The 17,565-nt window shown below is 72.6% G+C and carries 18 protein-coding genes and 3 tRNA genes; 13 read left to right on the forward strand and 8 right to left on the reverse strand.

Annotated features, from left to right (window positions below):
* Positions 1–14: 14 nt before the first annotated feature.
* Positions 15–1,004: an NAD(P)H-dependent glycerol-3-phosphate dehydrogenase gene (locus ABWI07_RS26605; protein WP_149258085.1), complete on the forward strand. Its 990-nt coding sequence runs from the start codon at positions 15–17 to the stop codon at positions 1,002–1,004.
* Between the two features lie 71 nt (positions 1,005–1,075).
* Positions 1,076–2,200, forward strand: a complete 1,125-nt coding sequence (locus ABWI07_RS26610) for a D-alanine--D-alanine ligase family protein (protein ID WP_353820141.1) — start codon at positions 1,076–1,078, stop codon at positions 2,198–2,200.
* A gap of 70 nt (positions 2,201–2,270) precedes the next feature.
* Here the strand turns inward: ABWI07_RS26610 and ABWI07_RS26615 are convergent, their stop codons facing one another.
* Positions 2,271–4,133, reverse strand: coding sequence for a beta-propeller domain-containing protein (locus ABWI07_RS26615; protein ID WP_353820142.1), 1,863 nt, complete (start codon positions 4,131–4,133; stop codon positions 2,271–2,273).
* Between the two features lie 159 nt (positions 4,134–4,292).
* On the opposite strand from ABWI07_RS26615, the gene ABWI07_RS26620 reads away from it, so the two are divergent.
* Complete coding sequence (locus ABWI07_RS26620; RefSeq protein WP_353820143.1) at positions 4,293–4,865, forward strand: acetamidase/formamidase family protein; 573 nt, start codon at positions 4,293–4,295, stop codon at positions 4,863–4,865.
* Here the strand turns inward: ABWI07_RS26620 and ABWI07_RS26625 are convergent.
* From ABWI07_RS26625 to ABWI07_RS26640, 4 genes are all read right to left on the reverse strand, one after another.
* Positions 4,862–5,203, reverse strand: coding sequence for a carboxymuconolactone decarboxylase family protein (locus ABWI07_RS26625; RefSeq protein ID WP_149257838.1), 342 nt, complete (start codon positions 5,201–5,203; stop codon positions 4,862–4,864). The genes ABWI07_RS26620 and ABWI07_RS26625 overlap by 4 nt on opposite strands.
* 256 nt (positions 5,204–5,459) lie before the next feature.
* Positions 5,460–6,347, reverse strand: a complete 888-nt coding sequence (locus tag ABWI07_RS26630) for an NAD(P)-dependent oxidoreductase (protein ID WP_353820144.1) — start codon at positions 6,345–6,347, stop codon at positions 5,460–5,462.
* Positions 6,344–7,078 (reverse strand): SDR family oxidoreductase, encoded by a 735-nt coding sequence (locus ABWI07_RS26635; RefSeq protein WP_353820146.1) that lies wholly within the window; start codon positions 7,076–7,078, stop codon positions 6,344–6,346. The genes ABWI07_RS26630 and ABWI07_RS26635 overlap by 4 nt, the downstream gene beginning before the upstream one ends.
* Complete coding sequence (locus ABWI07_RS26640; RefSeq protein ID WP_353820147.1) at positions 7,075–8,535, reverse strand: aldehyde dehydrogenase; 1,461 nt, start codon at positions 8,533–8,535, stop codon at positions 7,075–7,077. Before ABWI07_RS26640 ends, ABWI07_RS26635 begins: the two co-directional genes overlap by 4 nt.
* Positions 8,536–8,689: 154 nt before the next feature.
* Between ABWI07_RS26640 and ABWI07_RS26645 the strand changes: the two genes are divergently transcribed.
* Complete coding sequence (locus ABWI07_RS26645; RefSeq protein WP_353820148.1) at positions 8,690–9,559, forward strand: hypothetical protein; 870 nt, start codon at positions 8,690–8,692, stop codon at positions 9,557–9,559.
* A 64-nt stretch (positions 9,560–9,623) separates the two neighbouring features.
* On the opposite strand, the gene ABWI07_RS26650 is transcribed toward ABWI07_RS26645, so the two are convergent.
* The gene (locus tag ABWI07_RS26650) at positions 9,624–10,328 is read right to left on the reverse strand and encodes an enoyl-CoA hydratase-related protein (protein WP_353820149.1); all 705 of its coding nucleotides are present in this window, start codon (positions 10,326–10,328) and stop codon (positions 9,624–9,626) included.
* A gap of 76 nt (positions 10,329–10,404) precedes the next feature.
* On the opposite strand from ABWI07_RS26650, the gene ABWI07_RS26655 reads away from it, so the two are divergent.
* From ABWI07_RS26655 to ABWI07_RS26690, 8 genes are all read left to right on the forward strand, one after another.
* The gene (locus ABWI07_RS26655; protein WP_353820150.1) at positions 10,405–10,980 is read left to right on the forward strand and encodes a TetR/AcrR family transcriptional regulator; all 576 of its coding nucleotides are present in this window, start codon (positions 10,405–10,407) and stop codon (positions 10,978–10,980) included.
* Between the two features lie 93 nt (positions 10,981–11,073).
* A complete protein-coding gene (locus tag ABWI07_RS26660; RefSeq protein ID WP_353820151.1) occupies positions 11,074–12,609 on the forward strand; it encodes a protein kinase domain-containing protein in 1,536 nt (511 codons plus the stop codon).
* Positions 12,610–12,833: 224 nt separating this feature from the next.
* Positions 12,834–12,907, forward strand: a tRNA-Leu gene (locus ABWI07_RS26665).
* A gap of 5 nt (positions 12,908–12,912) precedes the next feature.
* Positions 12,913–12,985: transfer RNA gene (locus tag ABWI07_RS26670), tRNA-Leu, on the forward strand.
* Positions 12,986–13,012: 27 nt separating this feature from the next.
* Positions 13,013–13,096, forward strand: a tRNA-Tyr gene (locus ABWI07_RS26675).
* 92 nt (positions 13,097–13,188) lie between these two features.
* Entirely contained in the window at positions 13,189–13,755 is a 567-nt protein-coding gene (locus ABWI07_RS26680) for a TetR/AcrR family transcriptional regulator (RefSeq protein ID WP_200841699.1), read from the forward strand.
* A gap of 10 nt (positions 13,756–13,765) precedes the next feature.
* On the forward strand, positions 13,766–14,962 hold the full coding sequence (locus tag ABWI07_RS26685; protein ID WP_200841698.1) for a cytochrome P450: 1,197 nt from the start codon (positions 13,766–13,768) through the stop codon (positions 14,960–14,962).
* Positions 14,962–15,741, forward strand: a complete 780-nt coding sequence (locus tag ABWI07_RS26690; protein ID WP_149257828.1) for an SDR family oxidoreductase — start codon at positions 14,962–14,964, stop codon at positions 15,739–15,741. The genes ABWI07_RS26685 and ABWI07_RS26690 overlap by 1 nt, the downstream gene beginning before the upstream one ends.
* A gap of 22 nt (positions 15,742–15,763) precedes the next feature.
* Here ABWI07_RS26690 and ABWI07_RS26695 read toward each other — a convergent pair whose 3' ends face one another.
* Positions 15,764–16,213 carry a DUF3515 domain-containing protein gene (locus tag ABWI07_RS26695; protein WP_353820152.1) on the reverse strand — a complete coding sequence of 150 codons (450 nt, stop codon included), beginning with the start codon at positions 16,211–16,213 and terminating at the stop codon, positions 15,764–15,766.
* 19 nt (positions 16,214–16,232) lie between these two features.
* Positions 16,233–16,466 carry an Lrp/AsnC family transcriptional regulator gene (locus ABWI07_RS26700; RefSeq protein WP_149257826.1) on the reverse strand — a complete coding sequence of 78 codons (234 nt, stop codon included), beginning with the start codon at positions 16,464–16,466 and terminating at the stop codon, positions 16,233–16,235.
* 133 nt (positions 16,467–16,599) lie between these two features.
* Between ABWI07_RS26700 and ABWI07_RS26705 the strand changes: the two genes are divergently transcribed.
* The gene (locus ABWI07_RS26705) at positions 16,600–17,520 is read left to right on the forward strand and encodes a thiamine-phosphate kinase (RefSeq protein ID WP_353820153.1); all 921 of its coding nucleotides are present in this window, start codon (positions 16,600–16,602) and stop codon (positions 17,518–17,520) included.
* The last annotated feature ends 45 nt before the right edge of the window (positions 17,521–17,565 follow it).

Here is a 17,565-nt window from a genome sequence, read left to right on the forward strand (position 1 = left end):
TCCGTACCGCGGTGATGGGCTCCGGATCCTGGGGCACGACGTTCGCGATGATGCTGCACGACGCCGGGGGCGAGGTCACCCTGTGGGGGCGCCGCCCGGAGGTCGTCGAGGGCATCAACGAACGCCACGAGAACACCGACTACCTGCCGGGCATCCCGCTCCCGGAGGCGATCCGCGCGACCCTGGACCCGGCGGAGGCCCTCCGCGGCGCCGACTTCGTGGCGCTCGCCGTCCCGGCGCAGACGCTCCGGCAGAACCTCGGCGGCTGGGTGCCGCTGCTGCCGCGCGAGGCGGTCCTGGTCAGCCTGATGAAGGGCGTCGAGCTCGGCACCACCCGCCGCATGTCGGAGGTGATCCGCGAGGTCGCCGACGTCCCCGAGGAGCGGGTCGCGGTCTTCAGCGGCCCGAACGTGGCGCGCGAGATCGCCACCGGCGAGCCCAGCGCCGCCGTCGCCGCGTGCGTGGACGAGGACGCCGCGCGGGGCCTCCAGGCCGCCACCATGACGTCCTACTTCCGCGTCTACACCTCCACCGACGTGATCGGCGTCGAGCTGGGCGGCGCGGTGAAGAACGTCGTCGCCCTGTGCGTCGGGATGTCGGTGGGGCTCGGGTTCGGCTCCAACACCCAGGCGCTGCTGATGACCCGCGGGCTGGCCGAGATCGCCCGGCTGGGCGCCGCCCTCGGCGCCGACGAGCACACGTTCGCGGGGCTCGCCGGGATGGGCGACCTCGTCGCCTCCTGCGTCTCGCCGCTCGCGCGGAACCGGACGTTCGGCGAGAACCTCGGCCGCGGCATGACCCTGGACGAGGTCATCGCCGTGACCAAGCAGACCGCGGAGGGCGTGAAGTCGGCCGAGGCGGTGCTGGAGCTGGCGCGCAAGCACAACGTGGAGATGCCGATCACCGAGGCGGTCACCGCCGTCCTGCACCGCGGCATGCCGATCAAGGAGGCGGCGATCTCGCTGATATCGCGGTCTCCGAAGCCCGAGCGGTACGGGGTGTGACGGCGTGACCGCGCCCCGCACCCGGTTCGCTCGTGGCCGACCCGTGCTGATCACCGGTAGGGTCGGGCGTCATGTCCCAGGTTTCTAGGATCCGCGTGGCCGTGGTGTTCGGCGGGCGCAGCTCCGAGCACGCGATCTCCTGCGTCACCGCGGGCGCCGTGATGGCCGCCATCGACCGGGACCGGTACGACGTGGTGCCGATCGGCATCGCCCGCGACGGGCGCTGGGTGCTCCCGCCCGGGGACCTGAGCCTCGCCATCGAGGGCGGCCGGCTGCCCGAGGTGACCGGGGAGGGCGGCGTCCTCGCGCTGCCGTTCGACCCCGACAGCCGCGGCCTGATGGTGATCGAGCCGGGCGCGGTGCCCGCGACCCTCGGCGACGTCGACGTGGTGCTGCCGCTCCTGCACGGCCCCTACGGCGAGGACGGCACGATCCAGGGACTGCTCGACCTCGCCGGCATCCGCTACGTCGGCGCCGGCGTGCTGGCCAGCGCGGTCGGCATGGACAAGGGGTTCATGAAGCTCGTCTGGCAGGCGCGCGGCCTGCCCGTCGGCCCGTACGTGCTGGTCGGCGACCGGGAGTGGCGGCGCGAGCGCAAGCGCAAGCTCGACGAGATCATCAGGGAGCTCGGCCTCGCCGGGGGGACGGCGGTGTTCGTCAAGCCGGCCCGCGCCGGGTCGAGCATGGGCATCACCCGCGTCACCGACGAGTCCGACCTGGAGGCCGCGGTCGAGGCGGCCCGCGAGCACGACCCGAAGGTCATCGTTGAGGCCGCCGTCGAGGGCCGCGAGATCGAGTGCGGCGTGCTGCAGGGCGTGGACGACGGCCCCGCCGAGGCCAGCCTGCCCGCCGAGGTGCTGATGGCGGGCGACCACGACTTCTACGACTTCGAGACCAAGTACCTCGACGGCTCCACCACCATGGCGATCCCGCCGGACCTGCCGCCCGCGGCGATCGAGGAGGTCCGCCGCATCGCCGTGCAGGCGTTCGACGCGCTCGACTGCGAGGGCCTCGCCCGGGTCGACTTCTTCCACACCCCGGACGGCCGGTGGATCCTCAACGAGATCAACACGATGCCGGGCTTCACCCCCGCGTCGGCGTTCCCGCAGATGTGGGCGGCGACGGGGCTGGACTACCCCGCCCTGGTCGACCGGCTCATCCAGACGGCGCTCCAGCGCTCGACGGGCCTGCGCTGACCGCTCTGCGGTGCGGTCGGCGGCGCCGTGTCGTCCGGCTCGGCGGTCGGGGCGCCTTGAGCGCGGTGCGTCAGTCGTAGGGGAGCCAGTCGCCGCCCTTGAGGGTGGACGCGTCGACGGCGTGCGCGCCGTCGGCTGAGAACGTCCAGAGGGTGCCGCCGATGACGAGCGATCGGCTGACGCCGCCCTGGAGCTCGCCCGGGTGCCGGACGGACCCGGCCTCGGTGATGTCGGCACCGGTCACCTTGAGGGCGAGGGCCCGGGGCGCGCCGCCGTCCCGCAGCGCCACCGGGATGACCGTGAGACCGGTCTTCGGCCAGTACAGGAACGCGTGCGGGTCGAACTCCGTCTGCGAGTTCGACCCGGGGAGCCTGTAGGCGCCGATCCGGCGGGGCTTGCCGGAGACGTCGAAGAGGGAGACCTGGAGGCCGCTCGTCCGGCCGGAGGGGTCGGCGTCCTGCCCCACGCCGAGCAGCTTCCCGTCCGCCGTGGGATGCAGGTACGCCGAGTATCCGTTGATCTTGAGTTCGCCGGTGGTGCGGGGGCGCCGGGGGTCCTTGAGGTCGACGACGTACAGGGGGTCGGTCTGCCGGAACGTCACCACGTAGGCGGTGGCGCCCATGAACCGGACGGAGTGGATGCGCTCGCCCTTGCCGAGGCCGTCGAGCCGCCCGACCTGGTCGAGGCGGGAGCCGTGCTGGGCCAGGACGTACACCGAGCTCTGCGACGCCCTGTCGCCGGGTTCGAAGGTGCCGGACGTCGTGGCGAGGCGGAGGTAGCCTTCATGCTCCGACATCGAGTACTGGTTGAGCAGGGAGCCTTTCACCGACCCGGAGGCCGCATACCGGGGGCGTCCGGCACCTCCGACGTCGAACTTGTGGACGTCCGTGCGCGGCTCGACAGCCTTCTTGCGCGGCGACGCGTAGAGCGCCGAGGGCGAGCCGGTGACGTAGAGGCTCTTCCCGTTGCCGTAGACGGTCGAGCCGTCGGCGGCCACCGCGACCGGCAGCGGGTCGGCGAGGCCCTTCGCCAGATCGAACGTCAGCACGGTCAGCATCGAGGAACCCGCGCCCGAGGCCGGGCGGCTGACCTGGTCGCACGGGGTCCGGTACGTCCGGCCGCCCTCGATCTCGAAGGACGGCAGCCAGGCGTCGAGCGGGGACTTCAGCACCGCCTCCCGGTTCGCCTCGGTGGACTTCTTCAGCCCGTTGCCGCCCGGGAAGTAGATGCGCGGCTCCGACCTCACCACCACCCGGACCGTTGAGCCGGTCTGCCGGGCGTCCAGGTAGTCGGCGCCGGCCGTCATCGTCCCGACGACCTTCGGCTTCCCGGACAGATCGACCAGGGTCAGGCGGCTGATCTGCATCGGCAGGGGCCCCGGGTCCGCGGCGCCCGGCACCGTCCCTCTGGGGGCGAAGGCCCTCGTCTGCCGTGTCAGCACGAGCACACGGTCACCGCTCAGCAGCAGCTCCCCGGTGTCGTACCGGGTGCCCTCCGGGATCTTCAGCGTGTGCGTCACCTTGCGCGACACCGGGTCGATGACCCTGAGCCTTCCCTGCGCGAACGCGACGATCCTGCGCCCGTCGGTCTTCACCTGGTCGGGCTCGTCCGCGCCCGGCTCGTGCGAGTTCGTGGCGGAGTGCTCGGGAGCGGGCGCGGAGGACCTGGACTCCCCGGGCGCCCCGCCGGCCATCGGAGCCTTGCCGAGCGCTGCGACGCCGTCGCGGGGCACGGCGCTGAGCCCGTACGGGCCGACCTTGTCCAGGGTGGCGCGGCGCAACTCGTCGTGGAGCGCTTCACAGTCGTCATAGGCGACGAGCCGCACCGGCGGCCTCTCGGGGATCCGGTCGGGGCCCCCTCCTGGCGAGGTGCACCCGGCGGTCGTGGCCAGCAGGAGCGTCGTCGCGACCGGGAAGAAGATGCGCCCGCGCATGGACGTTGGACGCTCGCGTCCGCCGCCCGGTTCCCATGTGCCGCGGGATTTCCGGTGATGGCCGTCTTACGCGGGCGTCAGCACACCGAAACCGTCCGGAAACAGCGGCCCGCCACGATCGGACCACCGCCTGATCCCTGCCGGAAGGAGCACTGCCCGATGCCCTCACCAGCCGTGTTCGACCTCGACGACCCCGGGATGCGGGATGTTCTCGGACACTCCCACTGGCACCCCGACATCGCGGGCGTCGCGGAGGTCATCACGGGCGGCTCCGTCCGGATGGAGTGCCCCGGCCGCGAGCCCGGCGGCGGCGCTCTGCTCTGCGGTCCGCTCGTCGTCGTCGGCGCGGAGCCCGGTGACGTGATCGTGGTGGACGTGCTCGCCGTCGGACGCCCCGGAGGCGGCCGCGACGCCGGCGGCCACCCCGGGATCATCGGCTGCGCGCCGTCCGACCCGGTGGCCGTGCCCGGCGACGCGCGCGGCCGCGACGTCGGCGGATGCCTCATCGCACCGCTCGCCGCCGGGTCGCGCCTCCTGCTGCCGGTGCACGTGCGCGGCGCGAAGCTGTCCGTGGGCGACCTGCACTTCCCGCGGCGCGGCGCCCCGGACTGCACCGAGGCCGGCCGGTCCGGCTGGATCGACCTGCGCGTCAGCCTCACCCGCCAGGGTGTCGAACGGTTCCGGGTGACCGGGCCGATGCTGATGCCCGCCCCGTCCCCGCGGCTCTGCTAACCGTCCCGCCGCGCGCGCTTCTCGTGCCTGGCGATCAGCGTGTCGATCTGGACGCACAGCTTCGAGCCGAGCGGCCAGCCGACGTAGTGGGTCAGGAAGACGCCGATCTCGCGCAGCTCGTCCGGCGACAGCTCCCCGTTGCCCAGCGCCGCCGGGATCTGGATGTCGAGGACGTCGTTCAGCCCCTGACCGGCGAGCACCCCGATGAGGAGGAGCCGCCGGTCGCGCATGCTCAACCCGGGACGCGTCCAGATCTCCCCGAAGAGGTGCTCGACGGTGATACCGAAGAAGTCACCGGGCCCGTCCGAGACCTCCCAGCCATAGACCTGCCGCATCATCTCCAACCCACGCTCACGGCGCCCCACCGGTTCACCGCGCTCACTCGCGTCGTCTGTGGGGGGACGATCCCCCACACCCGCCGACTCGCTTCGTTCACTCGCGTCGTCTGTGGGGGGACGATCCCCCACACCCCCCGACTCGCTTCGCTCACTCGCGTCGTCTGTGGGGGGACGACCCCCCACACCCCCCGACTCGCTTCGCTCACTCGCGTCGTCTGTGGGGGGACGACCCCCCACACCCCCCGACTCGCTTCGCTCACTCATTGGCCTCTCCCACCAGCCCCAACCCCGCGCCGAAGCGTTCGAGTGCGATCCGGGCGAGCGGGGTGTCGACGCCCAGTTCGTCCGCCAGCTCCAGCGCGAGGGAGAGGTCCTTCTCGCCGAGGTCCCGCGTGTGCCGCAGGATGTCGTACAGGTCGTCGTCCGGCTCCAGCGGCGCGGTCGTCGGCCGCAGCATGATCGAACCGGCGCCGCCGGTGATCGCGTCGGTGTGCCGGACGACCCGCCCGAGCTTGCGCAGCGACACCCCGGCCGCCTCCGCGAGCCGCTGCGCCTCGGCGGCGGCGGTGAACGAGATGAAGTGCAGCATGTTGCGGGCCAGCTTCGTGCGGGTGCCCGCGCCGACCGGCCCCATGTGCAGGACGAGGTCCGCCCAGGCGCCGAACGGCTCGCGGCAGCGGTCGAACGCCTCCTGCGTCCCGCCGACCATCACCGCGAGGCTGCCCGCGCTCGCCCCCATGAACCCGCCGCTCACCGGCGCGTCCACCACCTCGATCCCGTACCGCCGCGCCCGTGAGGCCAGGTCCTCGGCGGTCCGCGCGCGGATCGTCGAGTGGATCGCGAGGACCGTGCCCGGGCGGGCGCTCGCCAGCACCTCCTCGCCGACCTCCATCACCTGGGCGTCGTCCCGGACCATGACCGACACCAGGTCGCAGCGCGCGGCGACCTCCGCGACGCTCCTGGCCGCCCGCGCGCCCGCCTTCACCAACGGCGCCACCGCCTCGGCCCGCGCGTCGTACACGACCAGGCCGTCGCCGGCCAGGTGGGCCGCCATCGGCGCACCCATCTGGCCGAGCCCGACGAAGCCGACCGCCATGCGCTCGCCCTCCGGGGGGACGTGCACCTCCCCGCCCGCATCGCTCATGCGCGGAACACCTCGCCGCCGTCCACGTTGATGATCTGGCCGGTGATCCACGCTGCGTCGTCCGACAGCAGGAACAGGCACGCGCCCACGAGGTCCTCGGGCGACCCCATCCGCTTGAGCGCCATCTTGTCCCGGACGATCTTCTGCGACATGTTGCCCGGCACGACCGTCCGGTTGGCCTCGGTGTCGATCGGGCCCGGCGCGATCGCGTTCACGCGGATGTTCATGCCGCCCAGCTCGTGCGCGAGCTGCTGCGTGAGCCCGTTGACGCCGACCTTCGCCAGCCCGTAGAAGCCCGAATACTGCCACGCCGCCGTAGACGACTGGTTGACGATGGAGCCGCCGCCCCGCGCCTGCATGTGGGGGTAGCAGGCGCGCGCGCACAGCAGCGCGCCGTCCATGTTCACCGACATGAACTTCTTGTAGTAGTCCCAGTCGACGGTGAAGAGGAAGTCCAGCTTCATCGTCCCGAAGATGGCGGCGTTGTTGACGAGATGGTCGATCCCGCCGAACCGCTCCACGGCCTTCTCCGCCATGGCCTCGACGGACGCGGGGTCGGACACGTCCGTCCGCACGAACAGGCCCTTGATCTCGTCCGCGACGTCCCGCCCGCGCTCATCGACGTCCGCGACCACCACCTGGGCGCCCTCGGAGGCCAGCGCCCGCGCGTACGCCTCGCCGATTCCCTGCGCGGCCCCGGTGACGACCGCGACCTTCCCCTCGAACCTCATACGCCCTCCGCGATCGCCTTGGTCTCCAGGTACTCCTCGAACCCGGCCACGCCCATCTCCCGGCCGATGCCCGACTGCTTGTAGCCGCCGAACGGGACGTCCGCGCCGTACCAGACGCCGCCGTTCACGCTGACCGTCCCGGTGCGCAGCCTCTTCGCGACCGCGCGCGCCCGCTCGGCGTCGCCGCCGTGCACCGCGCCCGACAGCCCGTACGGCGAGTCGTTCGCGATCCGCACCGCGTCGTCGTCGCCGTCATGCGGCAGGATCACCAGCACCGGCCCGAAGATCTCCTCCCGCGCCGCGCGGGAGTCGTTGGTCAGCCCTGTGATCAGCGTCGGCTCGATCCAGAAGCCCTTGTCCCGGCCCTCCGGACGGCCGCCGCCGCACGCGAACGCGCCACCGTCCTTGACGGCCAGCTCCAGGTAGCCCTCGATCCGCTCGCGCTGCCGCGCCGAGATGACCGGGCCGCAGATCGTCCGGTCGTCCTGCGGGTCCCCGGCGCCGAGCTTCGCCAGCGCCCCGGCGGTGATCTCGACGGCCTCGTCGTGGCGCTCGCGCGGGACGAGGATCCGGGTCGTGATCGCGCATCCCTGCCCGGCATGGGCGACCCCGGCGAACGCCGCGTACGAGCACGCCGCCCGCAGGTCGGCGTCGTCCAGCACGATGAACGCCGACTTGCCGCCGAGCTCCAGGAACACCCGCTTGAGCGTCGCGGCAGCGCTCGTCATCACGTTCCGGCCCGTCGCGGTGGACCCGGTGAAGGAGACCAGGTCGACGCGAGGGTCCTGGGCGAGCTGGGCGCCCAGCGCGTGATCCGACGAGGTGACCACGTTGACCACGCCCGGCGGGATGTCGGTGTCGTTCGCGATGACCTCGCCGACCACCGCCGCGCACCAGGGCGTGTCGGGCGCCGGCTTCAGGACCACCGTGTTCCCCGCCGCCAGCGCCGGACCCAGTTTGGCGAGGTTGATCTGGTGCGGGAAGTTCCACGGGGTGATCGCGCCGACGACGCCCGCCGCCTCCCGGACGACCCGCCGGTGGCTGGGCATCCCCATCGGCTCCGCCCGCCCGAGGTCCTGCTCCCAGGCGTAGCCCTCGACCAGGTCGGCGAACCATCCGAGGTCGTCGACGGGCGCGTCCAACTGGGCCCCGTACGTCAGGAACCGCGGCGCGCCCACCTCCTTGATCGTGAGTTCGCGCAGCTCGTCGGCGCGCCGTCGCAGGCCCTCCCGGAGCTGCCGCAGGCACCGCGCGCGGAAGGCGTGGTCGGTCGCCCAGCCGGTCTCGTCGAACGCGCGGCGGGCCGCCGCGATCGCCCGGTCCATGTCGTCGGCGGAGGCGTCGGCGGCGGTGCCGAGCACCTCCTCGGTCGCGGGATTGATCGTCTCGAAGGCGCCGCCCGCCCCGGGGACGAGCCGCCCGTCCAGCAGAAGCAAGCGATCGGTTGTTCTGGACACGTGTCCAGACTAGCGTTCAGCCCCGGACCGCACGCAAGACGCCCCCACGAATTCGCCAAGTACGCCCGGATATGGAATGTGACCTGGGCCACAATCGTCGAACAATTCGGCGAATACCCAGTGTGATCATTCGATCGCTCATAGTGTCGAACGCATGCCGACACAGGAGCACGACGTCTCGGCAGAGCTGTTCCGCTGGTCCCCCATGCTCGCCGCGGAACTGCTCACCGAGATGGGCGTCCCCCTCGCCGAAGTCCGGCAGGCCAGGGACGTCTCAGAGTCCTTCACCGACCTCAAGACGAAGGAGTACACCGCCGACGCGGCGATCGTCCTCGAAACCACACGCGGCCGGACGGGCGTGGTGGTCGAGGTCCAGCGCAAGAGAGCCGAGGACAAGCGCTGGACGTGGCCGCTCTACCTCGCGACCCTCCGCAACCGCCAGCGCTGCCCCACCGTCCTCCTCGTGATCGCCCCGGACCCCGCGGTCGCCCAGTGGTGCGGAATCCGGATCGACACCGGCCACCCCGGGCACACCCTCACCCCGCTGGTCCTGGGGCCTGAACACGTCCCGCTCATGAAGGACGGCTCCCAGATCGCCGCCGACCCCGCCATGGGCGTCCTGTCCGCCTTATTCCACGGCACGGGCGAACACCAGGCCAACGTCCTGCGAAGCGCCTTCGACGGCGCGAACAAGCTGGCAGAGACCGACGAGGAACACGCCCATCGTTACTATGAGTACGTGCAGGCAGTCCTACCCGAGGCGGCACGCAAGACCCTGGAGATCATGATGCAAACCGAGTCGCCCTACTACGACTCCTTCCTGGCCCGCGCAGCAGTCAAGGGGGAGGCCAAGGGGCTGGCCCTTGCCGTGATCAGGAATCTAGAGAATCGGGGCATCGGGGTGAGTCAGGAGGAGCGGGAGCGGGTCCTCGGGTGCACCGACACGGCGCGGCTGGACGCGTGGCTGGAGCGGTCGCTCACCGTTCAGACCGCCGCGGAGATCTTTGGACGGGACGACGAGTGATCTCGTTCGGCGCATAGCTCTGCTCTGGGCCCTCGTCCGCTTCGGCGGGTGGGGGCCTTGCGGTCTATGTGGGACTGGGCAGCGCCGCTAGGGCGAGGGTCATTTCGTTTCTCAGGGCCTTGGGCTCGGGGAGGGTTTCCTGGGCCAGTAGTGAGGCTCGGGCTGCCTGGAGGGCGGGGGCGGGGAGGGACGCTATCCGGTCGGCCATGGTCTGGGCTGTCTGCAAGGCCTCGCCGGGTGGGGTGAGGGTTGTCAGCAAGCCCCAGTCCGCGGCTTCCCTGGCGGTGATCCGGCGGGCGGTCAGGACGGCCTCCAGGGCGCGTGCCGGGCCTATCAGGCGGGGGAGGCGGACGGTCGCGCCATCCAGGGACGGGAGGCCGTGCTCGAAGTTGAGCAGGCCGAACTCGGCGGTCTCCGAGGCCACGCGCAGGTCGCACCACAGGGCCAGTTCGAAGCCGCCGCCGAAGCAGTAGCCCTCGATCGCCGCGATCACCGGCTTGGACGGGCGGGTGCGCGTGACCGCCATCGGGGGCGGGCCGTCGGGGGTCGGGGCGGGGAAGTCGCCCGCGGCCATCGCCTTCAGGTCGTTGCCCGCGCAGAACGCGCCGCCGGCTCCGGTCAGCACGGCGACCTTCGCGTCGCCCTCCTCGAAGTCGCGGACGGCCTCGGCCAGCCGCCGGGCGGTCGGGCCGTCGACCGCGTTGCGGCGGGACGGGCGGTCGAGGGTGATGACGTGGACGGGTCCCCGGCGTTCGGTCAGCACGCTCATGAGGCGACTCCCTATCTAGATCGATCGTCATACTAGATAGATCGATCTAGCGAGGGCAACGGCTAGGGTGTCGGGCATGACGCGCGATACACGGACCCGGCTGTTGGAGGCCAGTGCCCAGCTGTTCCGCGAGCAGGGGTACTCGGGGACGGGGCTCAAGCAGATCACCGCTGCCGGCGGCGCGCCGTGGGGGTCGCTCTACCACTTCTTCCCCGGTGGGAAGGAGCAGCTGGGGGCCGAGGCGGTGCGGCATTCGGGCGACCGGTACCTGCGCCTGTTCGACCTCGTCTTCGAGAGGGTCGACCGTGATCTGGGGCAGTCGGTCCTCGACATGTTCCGGTTGAGCGCGGAGGCGTTGCAGAAGTCGGACTGGGGCGACGGCTGCCCGATCGCGACCGTGGCGCTGGAGGTCGCCAGCACGAGCGAGCCGCTGCGGCACGCGTGCGCGGAGGTGTTCGCGTCATGGGAGCTCTCGCTCGCGCGGAGGCTGGCGGGCGCCGGGATCGCGGAGGAGCGCGCGAGGGATCTGGCCACCTACGTGCTGAGTGCCTTCGAGGGCGCGCTCGTGCTCAGCCGGACGGCGCACGACGTCCGGCCGCTGGAGGTGACGGCCGGGGTGGTGGCCGGGACGGTGCGGGCCGAACTCGGCTGAGGCCGCGCCTGGATGATCGCGGAGTGTGGCCGCGTGAGCCGTGGGGATGTGCCAGGCTTGTACGGCCGTTCGCCGTCTCAAGGAGATTGTCCCGTGCCGTACGCCGCCCTGCCGGAGCGCATCGGCCCCTACCGGGTCGTCGACCGTCTCGGCGAGGGTGGCATGGGGACGGTGTACGCGGGTCTGGACGCGTCCGGACGCAAGGTCGCCCTCAAGGTGATCCGGCGGGAGTACGCGGCCGACCGGCAGTACCGCGCGCGGTTCGAGGCGGAGGTCTCGGCGGCGAAGCGCGTCCGCCCGTTCTGCACGGCGCCGGTCCTGGACGCCGACCCCGCCGCGGACCCGCCCTACCTGGTGACCGAGTTCGTCAACGGCCCGAGCCTGGACGCCGCCGTGGCGAAGGAGGGGCCGCTGCGCGGCGCCGACCTGGAGGCCGTCGCGGTCGGCATCGCGACCGCGCTGACCGCCATCCACGACGCGGGCGTGGTGCACCGCGACCTGAAGCCCGCCAACGTGCTGCTGTCCACGTTCGGGCCGCGCGTCATCGACTTCGGCATCGCCCGCTCCATGGACGGGACGCGCCTCACCGCGACCGGCGGCATCGTCGGCACGCCCGCGTTCATGGCCCCCGAGCAGCTGGACGGGCGCGGCGCGACCCCGGCGTCCGACGTGTTCGCCTGGGGCGCGACCGTGGCCTTCGCGGCGCGCGGCGGACCGTGCTTCGGCGGCGACTCGCTGCCGGCCGTCATCCACCAGATCATCAGCGGCGAACCCGATCTGAGCGGGCTCGCCGGCACGCTGCTCAAGGCCGTCCAGGCGGCGCTGGCCAAGGACCCCGCGTTGCGGCCGTCCGCCCAGTCGCTGCTGGACGGCCTGATCTCCAGCGGCGTCCGGCAGTCCGCGCCGTCCTCGCAGCACACCCAGGCGCCGGGCCGGCACCGTACGGAGGCGCCGTCGCAACCGCACACGCAGGCTGCGGGCCGGCACCGTACGGAGGCGCCGTCGCAACCGCACACGCAGGCGCCGGGCCGGCACCGCGCCGACGCGCCGTCCCACTCGCGGACGCAGGCGCCGGGGACGCAGGCGTCGGAGGTCGTCCCGCCGCTCGCCGCGGGGGAGGCGGCGGCGCTCGTCGAGGGGCAGTACCGGCAGGCCGCGCAGGCCGGCGACCCGGCCGCGATGCGCAACCTCGCCGTCCTGCTCAGCGGGCAGGGACGGACCGCCGAGGCGGAGAGCTGGAGCCGCTACGCCGACGCGATCGACGCCCGGCAGGCCGTCTACCAGCAGCCGTCCGGCTACCAGCGGCAGGCCGGGTACCAGCAGCAGACCGGGTACCAGGGCCAGCCGACGCAGGCGCCCCACCAGTACCCGGCCGCGCACCATCCGCACGGCAAGCCGCCCATGAACAGCCTCGCGATCTACGCGGTGTCCATGGGCGCGGTGGGGCTGATCACGTGCGGGCTGCCGTCCATCCCCGCGATCATCGCCGGGCACATGGCCTGGGTGCGGCTCCGGCGCTCCGGCGAGCGCGGGCTCGGACTCGCGGTGACGGGGATCGCGCTCGGCTGGATCATGGTCGCGTTCTGGGCGCTGGTCGCGTTCGGCGCGGCCCTGCCGGACGACGGCTGAGCCGAAAAACCCGTTGCCGCCGTCGCGCGGGCGATGGCACCGTGGACGACGTCAGCCCGTCGAAGACGGTGACGCGAGACGTTCGAGAGGAGGACCGGCCATGGCTCTGGAGCAGTATCGACTTCGACTGCCCTCGGCGTCGCACGCCCGCCCCGGCCGGTATCCCGTCTCCTAGAGGCCCCGGCCGAGCCGCCGCGAGCGACGCCCGCCCTTGCGAGTCACGCGCGGCTCTACTCCAACAGGCAGAGAGGCCACTCTCAGGAAGTGGACGTTCCGGGTTCGAATCCCGGGAGCCGCACGCATGCCTCCGTAGTCCAACGGCAGAGACGGCAGCATGAGGTGCTGTGCGCTGGGGGTTCGAATCCCTCCGGAGGTACGGGCGCGGGCCGGGCGGCCCGCGCGAGGGGCGGCGCCGACGTTCGGAGAGTCGGGCTTGGCTGTAACCCAAGTGTCGCTGACTGAGTGGGTTCGAATCCCACCCGCCTCACCCGGTGCCGCGCGCCGTCCGGGACGCCCGGACGTTGCGCGCCGCACTCTTCTGAACTAATGTCTGGACACGTGTCCGGAAAATTCGAGCCCATGACCGAGTCCACCCGGCGCCGCCTCACCGAGCGGCAGGCCGACACGGTGCGGCGGCTGACCGACGCCGCCGTGGTGGAGGTCGGTGAGACCGGCTACGAGGGCCTGACCGTCCGCAACGTGGCCCGCCGCGCGGGCGTGGCGCCCGCGACCGCCTACACCTACTTCGCCTCCAAGAACCACCTGATCACGGAGGTGTTCTGGCGGCGGCTCAGCGCCCTGGCCCCGGTGGAGGCGGACGGGACGCTGCGCGAGCGGGTCGTGGGGACGCTCCGCGAGATCGCGCTGCTGGTGTCGGACGAACCGGACCTCGCGGCGGCGTGCACCACCGCGCTGCTCGGCACCGACCCCGACGTCCGCGAACTGCGGATGCGGATCGGCTACGCGATCCGCGAACGGCTCCGCGCGGCGCTGCGCGAGCACGACGACCCCAAGATCCTCGGCGCGCTGGAGCTGGCTTACACCGGCGCGCTCGTGTACGCGGGCATGGGATACACGTCCTACGCCCGCATGGCCGACCGGCTCGCCGAGATGGCGGAGCTCATCCTCCCCGAGATCCCCGAGTGAGGTGACGGCCGTGGACCCTGCCGCGCAGGTCTCCTACAGCCCGTTCGACTACGCCGTCCACGAGGACCCCTACCCCCTCTACGCGCGCCTCCGCGAGGAGGCGCCCCTGTACCGCAACGACGAGATCGGCTTCTGGGCGCTGTCCCGGCACGCCGACGTGTCCGCGGCCTTCCGCGACCACGCGACGTTCTCCAACTCCCACGGCGTCTCGGTGGAGCCGAGCGCCTGGGGCCCGCACGCGCACCGGACGATGTCGTTCCTCGCGCTCGACCCGCCGCGCCACACCCGCATGCGCGCCCTCGTGTCGAAGGGCTTCACACCCCGGCGGGTGAAGGAGCTGGAGGACGGCATCCTCGACCTGACCAGGCGCCATATGGAACCGGCCCTGGAGAAGGGCGAGTTCGACTTCGTCGCCGACTTCGCGGGCCTGCTGCCCATGGACGTCATCTCGGAGATGATGGGCGTCCCCGAGGCCGACCGGGCCGAGGTGCGCCGGCTCGCGGACACGGTCGTCCACCGGGAGGAGGGCCTGAACGACGTCCCGCCCGCCGGGATGGACGCCGCGCTCACCCTCGTCGGCTACTACCAGGACATGGTCGCCGAACGGCGTCGCAAGCCGACCGGCGACCTGACCTCCGCGCTGCTGGACGCCGAGATCGACGGCGACCGGCTGACCGACGAAGAGGTCATCGCGTTCCTGTTCCTGATGGTGGTCGCCGGGAACGAGACGACCACCAAGCTGCTCGCCAACGCCCTGTACTGGGGGGCGCGCAACCCGGACCAGGCCGCCAAGCCGCTCCGCGACCCGGCCCGCGTGGACGACTGGATCGAGGAGACGCTCCGCTACGACACCTCCAGCCAGATGCTCGCCAGGAAGGCCATGCGGGACGTCGAGCTGCACGGACGGCGGGTCCGCGAGGGCGACCGCATGCTCCTGCTCATCGGGTCGGCCAACCGCGACCCGCGCGTGTTCGCCGACGCCGAGACCTACGACCTCGACCGCGACACCTCGCAGCTCGTCAGCTTCGGCGGCGGCCGGCACTTCTGCCTCGGCGCGAACCTGGCGCGGCTGGAGGCGCGCATCGCGCTGACCGAGTTCGTCCGCCGCGTCGGCTCCTACGAGGTCGACCACGCGAACGCCGAGCGAGTGCACTCGGTGAACGTCCGCGGTTTCGCGGCACTGCCCGTACGTGTGGAGGTGCGCTGATGCCCAGGTTCGAGCCCCATCCCGAACGGCGCGCGGCCGTGGTCGCCGGCGCCTCGTCGGGGATCGGCGCGGCGACCGCGACGGCGCTGGCGATGGCCGGGCACCCGGTCGCGCTCGGCGCCCGGCGCGTCGACAAGTGCGAGGAACTGGCCGCGACGGTCCGGGCCGGCGGGGGAGAGGCGTTCGCGCACCCGCTGGACGTCGCCGACTCCGACTCGGTCAAGGCGTTCGCCGCGGCGGCCGCCGACGCGCTCGGCCCCATCGAGATCGTCGTCTCCAGCGCGGGCGACCTGTCCGCTGGACGCCTCCACGAACTCGACACCGCCGAGTTCCTCGCGCAGGTGCAGGTCCACCTCGTCGGCGCGCACCGGCTCGTCTCGCATTTCGTCCCGCAGATGGTGGCTCGGAGACGCGGCGACATCGTGTTCGTCTCCTCCGACACCGTCCCCGCCCCGCGCTCCTGGACGGGCGCCTATGTCGCGGCCAAGAACGGCGTGGAGGGCATGGCCCGGACGATGCAGATGGAGCTTGAGGGGACGGGCGTCCGGGCGTCCATCGTCCGGCCCGGACCGACCGCGACCGGCATGGGCATGAGCTGGGACCCGGACACGACCGGCGCCGTCCTGGAGGACTGGGTGAAGTGGGGCCACGCCCGCCACCCGTACTTCCTGCGCCCGTCCGACGTCGCCGCCGCCGTCGCCGCGATCGTCGCGGCCCCGCGCGGCGCTCACCTCCGGCTCGTCGAGGTCCAGCCCGAAGCGCCGCTGGAGGAACCGTGAGCCCGTCAGCGGGGACGGTCGATCAGATCTGGCCCTCGGGCTTCGCGGGGATCGTCGCCTTGATCGCGGGGCCCAGCTCGATCAGCACGTCCCCGGCCGGGTTGTACTTCGGGGGCACGGTCACCTCGACGTAGGCCTGGCGCCCCACCGCGGTGAAGGTCACCGGGCGGCCGGCGGGCTGCCCGAACCAGTCGATCCCGTTGATGGTCACCAGCTCGGACGTCGGGCGCAGCGTGGGAGGCCGCGGGACCCCGCAGCGCAGCGCGATCGCGGGGGAACCCCAGGCGGCGGTCAGCGGCGAGTCCGGGGAGGTGTCGCGGCGCTTCTGCCCGTGCACCTTCTCGGGCAGCCGCAGCCCCTGGCACAGCCGCTGGATCGCCGCGTCCGGGCTCGGCACCGGAACCTGCACCGCCCCGTCCCCGCACGCCCCCGCGAGCAGCGCCAGCCCGCCGAGTACGACCGCGACCCGCACGGCTGCTGCCGTGGGGCGCTCAGATGTGGACGATCGGGCAGGTGAGGGTTCGCGTGATGCCCTCGACCGCCTGGATCTGCGCGACGACGAGCTTGCCCAGCTCGTCCACATTCCGCGCCTCCGCTCGGACGATCACGTCGTAGGGTCCGGTGACGTCCTCCGCCCGAGTGACACCCGTTATGCCGGAGATGTGGCTCGCCACCTCGGCTGCCTTACCGACTTCGGTCTGGATGAGGATGTAGGCCTGCACCATCACGTCCTCCCCAAGCGGAGAATCAACCGTCGGACGGTTCACCGTATCGTGTTACGCGCCGCCACGGGCGGTCGGGGTACGGCGTGCCCGGTGGGAACCGGGAGAAACGCGGGAAAACGGGGGAACGGCGCGGATGGGGACGATCGGCGAGCTGGGCGAGTTCGGCCTGATCGGCCGGTTGACCCGGCGGCTGCCGCAGGGGCCGGCGGTCCGGCTCGGCCCCGGCGACGACGCCGCGGTGATCGCCGCGCCGGACGGCCGCGTCGTCGCCACCACCGACCTCCTCGTGGAAGGACGGCACTTCCGCCGCGACTGGTCCCGCCCTTACGACATCGGGCGCAAGGCCGCCGCCCAGAACCTCGCCGACGTCGTCGCGATGGGCGCGCGTCCCACGGCGCTGCTCGTCGGTTTCGCGGCCCCGGCCGATACCGACGCCGACTGGGCCGAGCGGCTCTACGACGGGCTCGCCGACGAGTGCCGCGCCGCGGGGGCGTCCGTCGCGGGAGGCGACGTCGTCGCCGCGCCGCAGGTCACCCTCGCGGTCACCGCGCTCGGCGATCTCGGCGGCGCCGCGCCGCTCACCCGGTCCGGTGCGCGACCGGGCGACGTCGTGGCCGTCCGGGGCAGGCTCGGCTTCGCCGCCGCCGGCCTCGCGCTCCTGGACGCCGGCCTGGACGGGCCCGAGGAGTTGATCGCGGCGCACCGCCGCCCCGAGCCTCCCTACACCGCCGGGGAGGAGGCGCGGACGCACGGCGCCACCGCCCTGCTCGACGTGAGCGACGGGCTCGTCCAGGACCTCGGGCACATCGCCGAGGCGAGCGGCGTCCGGATCGACGTCGACTCCGCGTCCGTGCCCGTCTCGAAGATCCTCGGACCGAACGGGGCGAACTACGCGCTCACCGGCGGCGAGGACCACGCGTTCGCCGGAACCTACCCGGCGGGCGCCGTCCTGCCCCCATCCTGGACACGGATCGGGACCGTCGCCGAAGGGGCCGGCGTGCGGGTGGACGGAGGCGAACCGCCCGCCGGCGCGTGGGACCATTTCCCAGGCTGAACGCCCCGCGTACGCAGCGCGTACAGCCGTGTGCGTTGACGCATC

The organism is Actinomadura sp. NPDC000600 (assembly GCF_040492135.1).
In the GTDB taxonomy this organism is placed as follows: domain Bacteria; phylum Actinomycetota; class Actinomycetes; order Streptosporangiales; family Streptosporangiaceae; genus Spirillospora.

Bases quoted from the DNA above. Each gene is read 5' to 3' on its own strand.
- ABWI07_RS26605 (WP_149258085.1), top strand. From the start codon at position 15: ATGGGCTCCGGATCCTGGGGCACGACGTTCGCGATGATGCTGCACGAC.
- ABWI07_RS26610 (WP_353820141.1), top strand. From the start codon at position 1,076: ATGTCCCAGGTTTCTAGGATCCGCGTGGCCGTGGTGTTCGGCGGGCGC.
- ABWI07_RS26615 (WP_353820142.1), bottom strand. From the start codon at position 4,133: ATGCGCGGGCGCATCTTCTTCCCGGTCGCGACGACGCTCCTGCTGGCC.
- ABWI07_RS26620 (WP_353820143.1), top strand. From the start codon at position 4,293: ATGCCCTCACCAGCCGTGTTCGACCTCGACGACCCCGGGATGCGGGAT.
- ABWI07_RS26625 (WP_149257838.1), bottom strand. From the start codon at position 5,203: ATGATGCGGCAGGTCTATGGCTGGGAGGTCTCGGACGGGCCCGGTGAC.
- ABWI07_RS26630 (WP_353820144.1), bottom strand. From the start codon at position 6,347: ATGAGCGATGCGGGCGGGGAGGTGCACGTCCCCCCGGAGGGCGAGCGC.
- ABWI07_RS26635 (WP_353820146.1), bottom strand. From the start codon at position 7,078: ATGAGGTTCGAGGGGAAGGTCGCGGTCGTCACCGGGGCCGCGCAGGGA.
- ABWI07_RS26645 (WP_353820148.1), top strand. From the start codon at position 8,690: ATGCCGACACAGGAGCACGACGTCTCGGCAGAGCTGTTCCGCTGGTCC.
- ABWI07_RS26650 (WP_353820149.1), bottom strand. From the start codon at position 10,328: ATGAGCGTGCTGACCGAACGCCGGGGACCCGTCCACGTCATCACCCTC.
- ABWI07_RS26655 (WP_353820150.1), top strand. From the start codon at position 10,405: ATGACGCGCGATACACGGACCCGGCTGTTGGAGGCCAGTGCCCAGCTG.
- ABWI07_RS26680 (WP_200841699.1), top strand. From the start codon at position 13,189: ATGACCGAGTCCACCCGGCGCCGCCTCACCGAGCGGCAGGCCGACACG.
- ABWI07_RS26690 (WP_149257828.1), top strand. From the start codon at position 14,962: ATGCCCAGGTTCGAGCCCCATCCCGAACGGCGCGCGGCCGTGGTCGCC.
- ABWI07_RS26700 (WP_149257826.1), bottom strand. From the start codon at position 16,466: ATGGTGCAGGCCTACATCCTCATCCAGACCGAAGTCGGTAAGGCAGCC.
- ABWI07_RS26705 (WP_353820153.1), top strand. From the start codon at position 16,600: ATGGGGACGATCGGCGAGCTGGGCGAGTTCGGCCTGATCGGCCGGTTG.